7 protein-coding genes are annotated in these 14717 nt (G+C 55.5%); 6 read left to right on the top strand and 1 reads right to left on the bottom strand.

All coding sequences use genetic code 11. The features are described from left to right. The first annotated feature begins 12 nt into the window (after positions 1 to 12). Positions 13 to 5808, top strand: a complete 5796-nt coding sequence (locus BOC67_RS07555) for an MBG domain-containing protein (protein WP_291908916.1) — start codon at positions 13 to 15, stop codon at positions 5806 to 5808. Positions 5809 to 5916: 108 nt separating this feature from the next. Here the strand turns inward: BOC67_RS07555 and BOC67_RS07550 are convergent, their stop codons facing one another. After that, the gene (locus BOC67_RS07550; protein ID WP_291908915.1) at positions 5917 to 6756 is read right to left on the bottom strand and encodes a metallophosphoesterase; all 840 of its coding nucleotides are present in this window, start codon (positions 6754 to 6756) and stop codon (positions 5917 to 5919) included. Positions 6757 to 6891: 135 nt separating this feature from the next. Between BOC67_RS07550 and BOC67_RS07545 the strand changes: the two genes are divergently transcribed. The 5 genes from BOC67_RS07545 to BOC67_RS07525 all read left to right on the top strand — a co-directional run bounded on the left by BOC67_RS07545 (position 6892) and on the right by BOC67_RS07525 (position 14711). Further along, positions 6892 to 8127 carry a cation:dicarboxylase symporter family transporter gene (locus tag BOC67_RS07545; RefSeq protein ID WP_291908913.1) on the top strand — a complete coding sequence of 412 codons (1236 nt, stop codon included), beginning with the start codon at positions 6892 to 6894 and terminating at the stop codon, positions 8125 to 8127. A 99-nt stretch (positions 8128 to 8226) separates the two neighbouring features. Then, positions 8227 to 9048 (top strand): alpha/beta hydrolase, encoded by an 822-nt coding sequence (locus BOC67_RS07540; RefSeq protein WP_291908911.1) that lies wholly within the window; start codon positions 8227 to 8229, stop codon positions 9046 to 9048. A 226-nt stretch (positions 9049 to 9274) separates the two neighbouring features. After that, positions 9275 to 11965: a gliding motility-associated C-terminal domain-containing protein gene (locus BOC67_RS07535; RefSeq protein ID WP_291908909.1), complete on the top strand. Its 2691-nt coding sequence runs from the start codon at positions 9275 to 9277 to the stop codon at positions 11963 to 11965. Between the two features lie 117 nt (positions 11966 to 12082). Continuing rightward, positions 12083 to 12439, top strand: a complete 357-nt coding sequence (locus BOC67_RS07530) for a hypothetical protein (protein ID WP_291908906.1) — start codon at positions 12083 to 12085, stop codon at positions 12437 to 12439. An 82-nt stretch (positions 12440 to 12521) separates the two neighbouring features. Continuing rightward, complete coding sequence (locus BOC67_RS07525) at positions 12522 to 14711, top strand: TonB-dependent receptor (RefSeq protein WP_291908904.1); 2190 nt, start codon at positions 12522 to 12524, stop codon at positions 14709 to 14711. Positions 14712 to 14717 lie beyond the last annotated feature (6 nt).

Raw genomic sequence — 14717 nt, 5'->3', positions numbered from 1 at the left:
TCCATCGATAGTATGAAGCGAGCTATACCTAAGGTTTTTATAACCTTCCTCCTCATTTGCTGCGCCTTGTTTACACAAGGCCAGATCACCCCAGGCGACTTGGTTTTTACGGGTTATAATTCCTATGATGACGATATTGACGGGAGTACCCGGAACGACGTATTCTCTTTCGTGCTGTTGAAAAACTGCCCCGCCAATACCGTGATCTATTTCACGGACCTGGGCCGGACGTCCTCCGGCTTTCAGTCGCTTAACTGCGGCGCCGGCGATGGTTCCAACACCGATGGCGTCATCCGGTGGACGGCGCCCGCAGGCGGCCTGCTGGCAGGCAAACAGGTGGTGATCAAGTGTAAATATAACCCGGCAGCAGTGGCTGCCGCCATGGGTACCGTCACCCCAATTACGCCAACTAAAAACAGCGCCTCCGCCACTCAGAAAGAATACATCAGCCTGGGCCTGGCCGGCGATCAGCTGTTTGCCTATACTACCAGCGATGCCAACGGCAACCCTGCCGCCGCGCATACCGTTATTGCGGGAATAAATGTCAACAGAACCTTCTTGGACGCATCCCTGGGCGCCTGCGACCTCACCTCCTCGCTCTCGGTTTCCCCAACGGTGACGGCTACACTGAAAATGCCCAGCATCCCGGCGGTGAACGGCCGGTACAATTGCCTGCGCCTCATCGGTACCAGCGCTGTGCTGCGAGGCCTGATCACTAACCCCGTTCAATGGTTAACAGATAATACTTATAGTACGACCTTTCCTGCCAGCTTTAACCTGCTGACGACCCCTCCCTGCGACCTGACCATCGTGAACCCGGACGCGCAGGGCGTGGTGCGGGTAGATAACAGTACCGCCACCCCCGGCGACGGTACTACCTGGGTGAATCCTGTAAAAGAACTGCGGGACGCACTGGTAGCGGCTGCGGACCCTGCGAGCGGAATTAAGGAGATATGGGTGGCAAAAGGAATTTATTACGCCAGCGGTTCCCAGGATGTCAACGCATCCTTTGTGATCCCTACCGGCGTGAAAGTTTACGGCGGCTTTAAAGGCGGCGCATCCGGGGAGACAGCCCTGAACCAGCGTACACCGGCACAGTACCCGGTAGTGCTGAGCGGGGACCTGGATAATGATGATGTGAATAAAACCGGCGGCGTCACCCTCACTGCGGCCGACTTACGCGGCAATAATACCAAACAACTCGTGGTAATCCCGGCGTTGGCCAACAATGTGGTATTGGACAACCTGGTCATTACAGGCGCGTACAATCCGGGTGGTAACGGCGCAGCGGTGACTTCCGCGGCCGGCAGCGTTGGCATGGGTTACCTCATCTCCAACTGCCGCCTGCAAGGCAACCAGGCCGCGCAGGGTAGCGCGGTGTATTTGCCAGACGCCTCCGGTTATACCGCTACCATCACCGGTAGCCTGATCACCGGCAACTACGGTTATGCCCTGTCAGCCACGGGCGTCAGCACCATCGTGCTGAAAAACACCACGGTAGCCCGTAATGATAAGGCCACGAATATTAATGCCGCAACCTTCAACGCAGACAATTCCATCATTTCCACCAATATTAACTTTGATGTGATGATCAGCGGCAGCACGCCGCAATACCGCAACACGCTGGTCAAAACGGATTTCTATAATAACGCGCAGGCAATTGATCCGGCGCTGGGCGGAACGGCGTTGTTTAAAAACCCGGCTGCGGGCGACTTCCGGCTGGATACCTCCAATAAGATCATTAACCAGGGCAGCAATGCGCTGACTACGCTCACTACTGACCTGGATGGCAATCCACGGATCAGCAACGTAACTGTAGACCCTGGCGCTTACGAATACCAGGCGCTGGTACAAACGGTTACGTTTGCGCCTACTGTCACTTCCTTCGTGTATGGCACTGTCGATGCGGCCTTTACGCCTGCGGCTACTACCAACGGGGGAGGAGCTATCAGCATTACCAGCAGCGCTCCTGCAATTGCGCTGATCAACAATAATACCTTAACCGCCAAAGGCGCCGGCACAGCCACACTGACGGTAAAGGCCGCGGCTACACGCGGTTACCTGGAATCCGCCCCGGTGACGGTAAGCGTTACCGTCACACCGCGGCCGCTCTCCGTTACTGCGGATGATGTGACCCGCGCGTACGGCCAGCCGAATCCTGCAGTGCCTGCCCTCACCTGGTCCGGATTCGCGTTTGCGGATGGGCCGTCCATCTTCTCCCCGGCAACAACCGTGGATTATGCCGGCACCACCACTACCTCTGCGCCGGGAGAATATCCTATCTCCCCCAAAATGAATGGCGCCACAAATCCTAATTACCAGGTAGTAACCACCAACGGTAAGCTGACCATCACGCAGGCAACACAAACGATCACCACGCCGGGCGCCATTACCAAAACATACGGCGATGCGCCTTTTGACCCGGGTGCAACTGCATCCAGCGGCCTCGGTGTTACCTATACGATTATTAGCGGCCCTGCCACCGTCAGCGGCCAGCTGATCACGATCACCGGCGCAGGCACGGTGGAGGTGGGCGTTAGCCAGGCGGGTAATACGAATTATCAGCCGGCCAATGCTACGTTTAATTTCACGGTGAATAAGGCGGTGGTGAATATCACGGCCAACAATGCGAGTCGCCCGTACAACGAAGCCAATCCTGCGTTTACGTACACCATGGGCGCATTGGTGAATGGGGACAATCCATCCGTTATCACCGGCCAGCCCGTGCTGGCTACCACTGCTACCATGACTTCCGATGCGGGCACCTACGACATCATCCCCACGGTGGGCACTTTGCAGGCAGCGAACTATAACTTCAATTTTGTAAAAGGTACGCTGACGATCACCAGGCAGGCGCAGACGATCAGCTTCAATAACCTCGTTGCCCGGACTTACGGCGATGCGCCGTTTGACCTGGATATTACCGCCAGCTCCGGATTGCCGGTGACGCTCTCGGTGAGCGGACCAGCAACTATTTCCAATAGTACTCTGACTGTTACCGGCGCCGGAATTGTATCGATAACGGCTACGCAGGCCGGCAACGGCAACTACCAGCCGGTAACCAAGTCGCAGGGCTTAGTGATACAGCCAGCCGGGCTGAAAGTAATAGCAGATGATAAATGGAAGTATTATAACGAACCAACAGCAGCGCTGACCTATCATTTCAACGGTTTCGTGTACAATGAAACTGCGGCGGTGATCAGCGGTCAACCTGCCCTTTCCACGAGCGTAACCGCGGCTTCGCCGTTGGGTACCTACCCAATCAATATTACAGCTAATACCCTCTCTTCGCCGAACTACACCTTTATCATGGTGCCTGGTACCTATACCGTTGGCAAGGGTACGCAGACGATTACGTTCAACAACCCGCCGGCCCTTACCTACGGCGCGCTGCCGGTTGCGCTGAATGCCAGCAGCAACAGCGGCTTGCCGGTATCTTTCAGGGTGGTGAGCGGGCCTGCCACCATAAGCGGTAACCAACTCACGGTTACCGGCGCAGGCAGCGTGACGGTAGAAGCCTCCCAGGAGGGCGATGCATCCTGGGACCCTGCAGCCCCGGTGAGCCGGACGTTTGCCGTGGCTAAAGCTACCGCTACTATCAGCGTGGGTAATTACAGCCGCAAATACGCCGAAGCAGATCCGGCGTTTACCTATACTGTAACAGGTCTGGTGAATAATGACCCGGCCACGGTGATTACCGGCGCGCCGGTGATAACGCCGGTATCTGATGCCAGTTCCGGGGTAGGGGTATATGATGTCAATATCACTATTGGCACCTTGCAGGCGGTTAATTACGATTTCAACTTAGTGAAGGGGTCGCTGACCATCTCGCCGAATAACCAACAAATCACTTTTGCACCATTAGCCAATAAAACCTACGGCGACCCGGCCATTACGCTCAATGCCACTGCCAACAGCGGTTTGCCGGTGAGCTTTACCGTGTCCGGCCCTGCGGCGATCAGCGGCAATCAACTGACGATCACGGGAGCGGGTAATATAACGGTAACGGCTACACAGGCGGGCAACACCAACTGGTTAGCGGCTACGCCAGTGGTACAGCAGTTTACTGTGGCTAAAGCAGCGCTGACGGTCACCGCTGATAATAAGCAGCGGGTGTACGGCGTGGCCAACCCGGCGCTCACTTACACCATCACCGGTTTTGTAAATAACGAAAATGCCGCGGTGGTAACAGGTACGCCTGCACTGAGTACAACGGCCGGTCTGAACAGCGCCGTGGGCGCCTATCCGATCACGGTGGCCGTTAATACGCTGACTGCGGCTAACTACAGCTTCACGCTGGCGGACGGCGTGCTGACGATCAGCCAGGCGGGCCAGTCGATCAGCTTCCCGCAGCCGGCAGACAAGACCTATGGCGATGCGCCGTTTTCCCTGAACGCTACCAGCAGCAGCGGTTTGCCTGTTGCGTACAGCGTGCAGAGCGGCCCGGCTACCATCAGCAATAATAGCATTACCGTTACCGGCGCAGGTACGGTGACCATCGCGGCCAACCAGCCGGGCGATGGCAACTTCACCGCCGCGGCGGAAGTGGTGCGCAGCTTTGCCGTAAATAAAGCAGCGATCACCGTGACCGCACGCAATGCCGAAAAAACTTATGATGGCCAGCCTTACAACGGCGGCAATGGCGTGGATGTAAGCGGATTGGTGAATAATGACCAGCCGGCCGTAATAGGCACGGTGACGTACACAGGAAGCAGCCAGGGCGCGGTGAACAGCGGTACTTACGACCTGCTGCCGCAGGTAGGGCCTAACAGCAATTATACCATTACTCCTGTTGCAGGCTCCCTGACGATTAAAAAAGCGAAACAAACAATTATTTTCCAAGCCATCGGCAATAAGAACGAAGGCGATCCGCAGTTTACGCTGCAGGCTACTGCCAGCTCCGGGCTGCCGGTGAGCTTTGCAAGCGATAAGCCGGGCGTGATCAGCATCAGCGGCAATACGGCCACCGTTGTAGCGGCCGGCGTGGCGGTGATTACCGCCAGCCAGGCAGGCAATAATAACTACGAAGCGGCGGATGCCGTAGCACAAACGGTTACTGTGACGGCCTACCCTGTGCCGGACGTTACGCCTAACGGGCCGCTGGACTTCTGCGAGCAGGGCAGCGTTACCCTCGCCGCTTCCGCAGCGCCAGCCTATGCATGGGCTAAAGACGGCGCGCGCATCCCGGGCGCTACCACGGCCAGCTATAAAGCCACCAGCAGCGGTACTTACCAGGTATATGCAATTTACCCGGGCAACCAGGAAAAAGCTTCCGTACCGGTTACCGTTACCGTATATCCGTTACCGGTAGTAACGGTGACGGCAGGCTCGCCCACTACCATCAGCAAGGGTGAAACTATTACCCTGATGGCAAGCGGCGGCGGTACCTATGCATGGCAGCCAGCGGCAGGACTGAGCAACGTAACCGGCGCGGTTACCAACGCCCGCCCGTCCGCTACCACGGAGTATAAAGTACAGGTAACGAGCGACAAGGGTTGCGTCGCTACCGGCGCCATCACCATCAACGTGAAGGAAGACTATAAGCTGGAAGGCACGAACCTGCTGACGCCTAACGGCGATGGCCGCAATGATTACTGGATAGTGAAAAACATCGATATGTACCCGGATAACGAGGTGAAGATATTTGACCGCGCCGGCAGAATGGTGTTCCAGCAACGGAGCTACGCCAATAAGTGGAATGGTACGGTGAACGGGCATGCGCTGGCGGAAGGTACCTATTACTACATCATTGACCTGGGACCTGGCAAGCCACAGTTTAAAGGGTTTATCACGATCATTCACGATTAGCATCTTTAATACCTCCTTCCTCATCGTCGTCCTGAACGATAGTGAGGAAGGGGCAACAAAAAAGGCGAAACCATTGGTTTCGCCTTTTATATTTTATGCGTCAGGGTATTAAGCCAGCAATAAGCCCGGCGCTATACCCCGCAATTGTTGCTGTTCATCAAATGTAACCGCCAGCGTGCCTTTTTGCTGCCCGTTGCTGCCGGCATGCCCCAGCATGACTTCCCTCATATCCGTATTGAGCAGGGTTCGCAAACAGCCGTTATAGCCATGTTGGTGACCGCCCACGATGAAATGAATACCGCTGGTTTGATTGGCCAGCGCGTAGTTGGAAACATTGCCGGGAGTGAGATCGTATCCCAGGTGGGAGAGGCAGATCACGAACTGGCAGCCTTGCTGTTGGAGCCGCCTGGCTGCCGCGCTGGCCGCTGTAACGGGGTCCGTAAACGTCACGCCGCTGACGCCGGAGAGGGCAGGGCCTACACCGGTAATCCCGATCTTCAGCTCCCCTTTATGAACGATCACTTCCTGCTTTACGAGGGCGGCCAGGCGGCTGTCGGCAAAGCGGTAGTTGCAGTTTACCAGGGCAAAGTTCATCGCAGGGATGAGCGTTGCCAGCGCCGCAGGCCCGTTGGCCAGCTCGCGGTTGCCGATGGTAGCGGCATGATAGCCGGCTTCGTTCATCTGCCGGATGAGCTGCAGGTGTTTAGCGGGGTCGTTGCTGCCATCGGTGAAGTCGCCCGCATCCACGAGTAAATCCCCGCTGACGCCATTGTGATTAAAAACGGCGCCATGCATATCGTTGGTGTAATGCACCAGCAATCCCTCGCTGTTACCGGAAAGGCGGATGGTTGCAGTGGCAGGTTGGGCAAATGCCCGGATGGGGGACTTTAACAGCAGCAGCCCTGCTGCCAGGGAAGTGTTTCGGAGAAAACTACGACGTGTGTTCATAAGGTAAAGGAATACCCGGTAAAGATACAAGCTGCTTTTTGTAGCGCCAAGGGTTTTGAAAATATTTACCACAAATATTCCGGGTAGTTCCGGAGAAATTTTGTTTATTGGCGCTTTATCAAAAATTGTATGACTATGCCGCCGGAAGTTACTACCCACACCGCCTCCGGGACCGTTCCCAGGGCCTGGTACCTGCGCCTGATCACCAATCTTACCTTTTGGGTACTGATTGCCATTATTGCGGCGGTACTGCTGGGCGTCTATGCGCCGGCTACGGCGGTGAAAATGGAAATCATCGGGACTACTTTCATCGATATCATCAAACTGTTCATCGCGCCCATTATTTTCCTGACCATTGTGCTGGGTATCAGCGGGATGGACAACCTGAAGAAGGTAGGACGCATCGGCGTCAAATCCCTGCTGTACTTTGAGGTGGTGAGCACCCTGTCCCTGGCCATCGGCGTGGGAATGGCGCTGCTGCTGCGCCCGGGGCATATCAACCGGGAGGGGTTACAAACCCAGAATGCGGATAAATACACCCGCGCGGCGGAAAAAGGTTTCAGCTGGCTGGAGTTCTTTATGAGCAACCTCACCCTGCAGGTTTTGCTGGCGGCCATTATCATCGGCATTGCTTTAAATTACAGCCGCTATCGCGGCCAGGTGATAGGTTGGTTGGGGAAGATGTCAAGGCTCGTTTTTACGGCGCTGAAATATGTGATGTATCTCGCGCCGCTGGGCGCCTTTGGCGGTATGGCCTATACAGTGGGTAAGTTCGGGTTACATACCCTGATCCCACTGGCCAAGCTGATGGGTACCGTGTACCTGACGATGATTATTTTCGTGGTGCTGGTACTGGGGAGCATCCTCCGTTATTACAAAATGAACATCTTCGCCTTCCTCCGTTATATCCGGGAGGAGCTGTTGCTGGTACTGGGTACATCCTCCTCTGAATCCGCCCTGCCTTCCATTATGCAGAAGCTGGAAAAGCTGGGTTGCAGCAAATCCGTGGTTGGGCTGGTGATACCTACCGGCTATTCCTTCAACCTCGACGGCACTTCCATTTATTTGTCCATGGCCGTGATCTTTATTGCGCAGTTATACGATGTGCACCTGGGTATGATGGAATTGTTAAGTATCATCGGGATATTGATGATCACTTCCAAAGGAGCGGCCGGCGTTACGGGCAGCGGGTTTATTGTGCTGGCTTCCACGCTGACCGCCCTGCATAAAATACCCGTGGAAGGCCTGGCATTTTTGCTGGGTATCGATAAATTCATGAGCGAAGCCAGGGCTATCACCAATATCATCGGCAACGGCGTGGCGACCATCGTCATCGCGAAAAGCGAAAAGGAGTTCCAAAAAAATTTTTAATCCGTAACGAACAGAATTAAACAGCTGCTTGTTGGGCAAATTGGGAACCATGAAAACCCATCGTGGGGATTATTTCTAAACCAATTAAAAAGTCAAACAATGAGCAAGATTACCGTTCAAGATGGAACCGAAATTTATTACAAGGACTGGGGTACCGGGCAGCCGATTGTATTTCACCACGGCTGGCCTTTATCCGGCGATGACTGGGATGCGCAGATGTTCTTTTTCCTGGAACAGGGTTACCGGGTGATTGCGCACGACAGGAGAGGCCATGGCAGATCCACGCAGACGCCTGTGGGGCATGACATGGATACTTACGCTGCAGATGTATTTGAGCTGGTGAAAGCGCTGGACCTTAAGGACGCGATCCACGTAGGCCACTCCACCGGCGGCGGGGAAGTGATCCGCTACGCCAATAAATTCGGGAAAGGCCGCGTTTCACGGGCCGTTCTGATCAGCGCCGTACCGCCGGTGATGGTGAAGAGCGCCAGCAATCCCGGTGGCGTAGACATCTCCGTATTCGATGACATCAGGAAAAGTACTGCGGAGAACCGCTCTCAATTCTATATCGATCTTACCCTGCCTTTCTATGGCTATAACCGCGAAGGCGCCGATGTAAAAGAAGGCGTGAGGAGGAACTGGTGGCGCCAGGGCATGATGGGCTCTATTAAAGCGCACTACGACTGTATCAAAGCATTTTCAGAAACTGATTTTACGGAAGACCTGAAAAACGTGGACATCCCTGTACTGGTGATGCATGGCACGGATGACCAGATCGTACCTTATGATAACGCGGGCCCCAAATCCGCGAAGCTGGCTAAAAACGCGACCCTGATCTCTTATCCCGGTTTCCCGCACGGCATGCCTACCACGGAAGCGGCTACTATCAACAAGGATCTCCTGGCCTGGCTGAAGAAATAGCATCCCGCGCAGTGCGGTGATTGCCGGTTTATTATTGCGTTCACTTGCTTATGATCGCAGAAAGCGCTGTGTTGCCTTGCCGGCAATGCGGCGCTTTTGCTGTTGCAGTTGGTAAGGACTGCAGATTTTTCCCCTTGCATTTAATTCTTTACTTTTACGGAAGAGACGGCCCCATTAATCATCAACCTCAGACGTTATGAGATGTACAAAATCTCGTAAGCTTTTTATGATTGTTTGCCTCTTATTTTCATGCATATGCAGCGCGGCGCAGGATAAATTGTATGTGGTCAACGGGTATGATCTGGGTTATGTGGATATGGCAGATTATACCTATCATAAGATTGCCACATTGCCTTTCAGTTTTACCGACCTCGCAAATACCCCGGATGGTAAGTTTTACGGATTAGACGATGCATCTGTTTATGAAATTAATGTAACCGATGGCACTTGCACACTTGTGCCTGCCGGCACGCATCCTACGTTTAGCTATGGGAACTCCATGGTGAGCGACAGGGACGGGAATCTCTTTGTGGCCGGCAGCGCCGATTACCTGCATAAGATTAATCTGAAAACCGGGGAAATCACCCAGGTAGGGCTGATGGGCTATGCGCCCGGGGGCGACCTCTGTTTCAGCGACGGGAGGCTGTACATGGTCACGCACGACAGCGAGTTGCTGGAAATCATCCTGGACGCTACCCGCAGCAGCATCCTCTCCACGCGGCTGATCGGGAAGCTGGGCGTAAAAGGGCAGGTGTACAGCATTGGCGCCAATCAATACGGCATCTGCTACCTGATCAGCACGATCGGGGAGCTGGCCATCATCGACCTGGAAGATGCCGCCACTTACGTGATCAGCAATGATATCAAAGGAGGGATGAAAGAAGTGAACGGCATAGCCATCATTGGGGAGGGCCGCAACGACAAGGATATTGAAATCTGCGGCAACGGTATCGATGACGACAGGAACGGCTTTATTGACGATAACGATATGGCCTGCCGGATGAAGCGGGGCATTTGCACGGGGGATAGCAAGGAGATCTTCCGGGAGGATTTTGGAGCCGGCGGCGGTTACGGCGCGCCTGTGCCGGGGCTGGGCAGCGGGGCCTATACTTTTTCCAGCACGGCCCCCTTGCAGGAAGGGCAGTACACGATTGTGGACAATCCCCGGACGGCCGCCGGCAATGATACCTGGAAGCAGATGACGGATTACAGCGGTGCGCCCGGCGGGCGCATGATGGTTATTAACGGTTCTTTTTTCCCGGGAGAGATTTACCGCAAACGCATCGACGGCCTTTGCGACCAACAACAATATGCGCTTTCGGTAAAAGCCTGTTCAGTGATTGCGCCTGAACTGAGCTGTGGGGAGAATACTACGCCTATCCCATCCAGGATTCGCTTCCGGATTGAAGATGCCGCCGGAAATGTACTGGGGCAGTTGTCCGAACGCTACATCCCGGTGGACGATCATCCCAACGGCAGCTGGAAGGATTATGGGCTCATTTTTACGCTCCCTGCCGGCATTACCGCGATACAACTGGTACTCCTCAACGATGCGCCGGGCGGCTGCGGCAATGATATGGCCATTGATAATATTGCGCTCAGCGCCTGCCAGGCAGCGCAACCCATAAAAATCAACAACGGCAACGATGTAACGGTATGCGCCGGCGGGTCCGCCACCTTCGCGGTGGATATGACGGGCGTTGTGATTAATAACCCGCTGTTTTCCTGGCAACAGTATGATGCCGCCAATGCCCGCTGGGTGGAAGTGAATACCACGGCCACCCCTTCCTGGACGCTCGCCAACATTGCGCCGGCAGCCGCCGGGCAATACCGGGTACAGGTGCGCGAAAACACCGGCGCCTCCTGTTACCGGCAATCTGTTTCCTCTCCCGTGTTACTAACGGTGAAGGCTATCCCAAACATACAGGTAACCCCTTCCATCCGCGTTTGCAATGGCCAGCCGCTGCAGTTAAGCGCTACTAACGTGGACGGATATACGCTAATTTGGCGGGATGCTAAAGGCAATACTTACAACGGCGCATCCCCGGTAGTGGCCAGCGCGGCAACTGCCCAGTATGCGGGCGTGTACACGGTGGAAGCGATCAGCGCGGACCACTGCACCGCTACTGCCAGCACTATGGTGACGGTGACCGCCACCGCTGAGCCGGGGCGGTTAAGCGCGCCCTCACTGGCATGCATCAACGAAGCGGTGGTGTTGCAGCTTAGCGGGCAATCCGATGGAGCGATTAATTGGTCGCTTACGGGCAACCCCGTTACGCAGGGTACCGGCACGCCCTTAACGGCCACCTGGGCTACGCCGGGGCGTTATACCATCCAATACAGCATTAGCAGCTCCTGCGGCCCTGCAAACGGCGTGGCTGCGGATATTGAAATAGGCCCGCTGCCCGGGGTTGCGCTGCCGGCGGATACGGTGGTTTGCAGCGGCACGCAGCTACTGCTGCAACCCCGTTACAGCCATGATGTAACAGGCTTCAGCTGGGAGGGCGGCGCTTTCAGCAGCACGCCGGGCAAGGTAGTCCATGCAGCGGGTACCTACACGGTAGTCGTGCAAAACCGCTATGGCTGCCGCGCCAGCGATGCCGTAACCGTGCAGTACGGCGCCTGCGGTTGCGAGGTGTACCTGCCCAATGCCTTTACGCCCAACGGCGATGGCCGCAATGACGTGTTCAGGCCCGTAGTGCATTGTACTTTGCGCGTGTTCAGGTTCAGTATCTACAATCGCTGGGGCCAGCTGATTTACAGCACCAATAAGCCGGGCGATGGGTGGAATGGCAGCTGGCATAACAGCGGCAGCCGGCTGGCGGAAACAGGGACGTATGTGTGGGTGCTGGAATATGAAGGAGGGGAGCAGGCGGGGCTGGTGCGTAGCAGCGGCACTGTTACATTGTTGCAATGAGCAGTTTTTTCATTCCTATTAATCGCGAAGCAAATCCCGCAGCATGATTACGAAGCCTGCCTTGTTATTTTTTTAATTTTTCTTGGATCATAACAGCTATTTCTTATTTTTGCAACCATGTTTCATTTATTTTCAAACAGGAATAATGCATGGCGTGCCGTAATGGCCTGGATGCTCCTGGCGATGTTTACCATCAGCCAGGCGCCGGCCGATTGGCTGCACGACTGCTTTGCGGACCATACGCATACCTGTCTGGAAACGCCGCATGCAACGCAGGCCAAGCTAGTTAAAGCCCAGCTCAAATGTCATTGCATGCATGTGGCGCATCATGATACGCCTTACCTGGTATGGGGTGCAGCGCATGGTAATAATGCCGTCACCTGTCCTTTATCCGTTCATTACGCTAACCTGCACGCCTATACGTATGCGGCGCCCAGGTACTTCTTCTCTATCCAGGGCCCTCCTGTAGCGTAATCTTCCTCTTTTATTGGTATGTACTGTAGCGGGATGCCTATGCCTGCTCGGGTTGGCTTTTATTCAAAAGTACACAATTAGTATGCGAATTATTATTGGCTGTATGCTGCTGCTGGCGGCATGGAGCAGGGGAGCGTATGCCCAGCGCCAGGTAGCAAAGGATACTTTGAAGGGCGTGACGGTGACGGGCAGTCACACGGAGCGGCGCATCCGGGAAAGCGCGCTGCCTATGGAAATCGTTAACCGCGATTACATCAGCCGCAACATGGGCGGCAGTTTAATGAAATCCCTGGAGAAGCTGCCTGGTATTAAATCCATCGGCATTGGCTCCGGCAATTCCAAACCGCTGATACGCGGCCTCGGCTTCAACCAGGTAGTGGTGGCGGAGCATGGCATCAAGCACGAAGGGCAGCAATGGGGCGCGGACCATGGGCTGGAAATCGATCAGTTCAACGCCGGGCAAATAGAGATAGTGAAAGGGCCTGCGGCCTTCCTCTTTGGCGCGGACGCGATCGGCGGGGCGATTGACATCAAATCGCCCGCACCGCCGGCAGCGCACACCCATGGCGGCTCCGTGGATATTGCCGGAAAAACCAATAATGACCAGGTAGCCTTGTCCGCCCAGGTATTTACGCGTACGGACCACTGGTTTATAACCACCCGGGTGACGGCTACCGACTATGGCGACTACCGCGTGCCGGCGGATACCGTGTACGTGTACAGTTATGCCGCGCCGCTGCACCGCCGCCAGGTGCGCAATACGGCCGGGCGGGAGCGCAACCTGCACCTCAGCACCGGCTGGATCGGGAAGCGATGGACTACCACATTTTACGGAAGCATGGTGTATAATAAGTCCGGCTTCTTCGCCAATGCGCACGGGCTGGAACCGCGGCGGGTGGATGCCGCGCTGCACGACCGCTCTTCCCGCGATATACAGCTGCCATCGCAGGAGGTAACGCACTACAAACTCGTTAACAGCACTACTTTTCATATAGGCGGCCATACGGCGCAATGGCAAACCAGCTTCCAGCGCAACTTCCGGCAGGAGTGGAACAACTACGTGAACCATGGATATATGCCGCCCCTGTACCCGGAAGGCAGGACGACGCCTAAAACACTGGAACGGCAGTACGATAAAACCGTCTGGAACACGGCCCTGAGCGACCGCTGGCAGCTGGGGCGGCACGAGCTGCGGTATGGCGGGGAGATTTCGTACCAGCGTAACCGTATTGACGGATGGAGTTTCCTGATACCGGCTTTTTCCCAGCTACAGGGCGGATTGTATGTGTACGATAAACTGGCCCTCTCGGATGCCTTGCTGCTGCATGGCGCACTGCGGTTCGATGCCGGCAGGATCCACATCGATCCTTATGCGGATTGGTTTACCTCGCCGCTGATACATGGAAAAGATACTGCGTATGTGTATTTATCCCGCGCAACGCAGGCTACGCGGAGGTTCTCGAGCCTGAACTGGTCGTTCGGAGTCAGCTACCAGCCGGACCGATTTTCGTTGAAAGCCAATGTCGGCAGCAGTTTTCGTATGCCTATTGCGAAGGAACTCGGGGCGAACGGCGTGAACTATCATTATTTCAGGTACGAGCGGGGCGATGTGAACCTTTCCCCGGAGAAGAGCTACCAGCTGGACCTCGGCCTCGGCTGGAAGGCGGACCGGTGGTCCGCGCAGCTCACGCCGTATCTCAATTACTTCTCCAATTACATCTATCTCAATCCCACGGCGGAGCATGACTACCAGTACGGCGCGGGTAACCAGGTGTTTTATTATGCGCAGAGCAGGGTGTGGAGATACGGGGCGGAGCTGCAGGCGCAATACGAACCAGTGAAACGGCTACAGTTGGGCGTTGCGGGGGAATACCTGTATAACCGCCAACTCTCCGGCAGTAAGAAGGGATATACGTTACCGTTTACGCCGCCGCCTTCCGCGCTGCTATCCCTTACGTACGCGGTGGATGCGCATACCTATGCGGAGTTCGACTACCGGATTACCGCTGCGCAGCGCCGCATAGTGCCGCCGGAACGGATGACGCCCGGTTATCAGCTGCTGGGATTTTCCGCCGGACATAGGTTGCATATCAAAGGGCAGGCTGTACAGCTCCACCTGCAGGTGCAGAACTTATTGAATAAGGCGTACCTGGACCATACGAGTTTCTACCGTCTGATCGCTTTACCCGAGCCAGGAAGAAATATAGTAATACGGCTTAGTGTGCCCGTAACCGTTACCCGAGGCCGGGAAGGTGCAGCGGCGCAGCATTAACTTCTC

Source organism: Chitinophaga sp. CB10 (assembly GCA_001870995.2).
In the GTDB taxonomy this organism is placed as follows: Bacteria; Bacteroidota; Bacteroidia; order Chitinophagales; family Chitinophagaceae; genus Chitinophaga.
Note: the sequence above shows the minus strand (reverse complement) of the source record. Positions and strands in the feature narration are given on the sequence as shown.

Bases quoted from the DNA above. Each gene is read 5' to 3' on its own strand.
- BOC67_RS07555 (WP_291908916.1), top strand. From the start codon at position 13: ATGAAGCGAGCTATACCTAAGGTTTTTATAACCTTCCTCCTCATTTGC.
- BOC67_RS07530 (WP_291908906.1), top strand. From the start codon at position 12,083: ATGTTTCATTTATTTTCAAACAGGAATAATGCATGGCGTGCCGTAATG.
- BOC67_RS07525 (WP_291908904.1), top strand. From the start codon at position 12,522: ATGCGAATTATTATTGGCTGTATGCTGCTGCTGGCGGCATGGAGCAGG.
- BOC67_RS07545 (WP_291908913.1), top strand. From the start codon at position 6,892: ATGCCGCCGGAAGTTACTACCCACACCGCCTCCGGGACCGTTCCCAGG.
- BOC67_RS07550 (WP_291908915.1), bottom strand. From the start codon at position 6,756: ATGAACACACGTCGTAGTTTTCTCCGAAACACTTCCCTGGCAGCAGGG.
- BOC67_RS07540 (WP_291908911.1), top strand. From the start codon at position 8,227: ATGAGCAAGATTACCGTTCAAGATGGAACCGAAATTTATTACAAGGAC.
- BOC67_RS07535 (WP_291908909.1), top strand. From the start codon at position 9,275: ATGATTGTTTGCCTCTTATTTTCATGCATATGCAGCGCGGCGCAGGAT.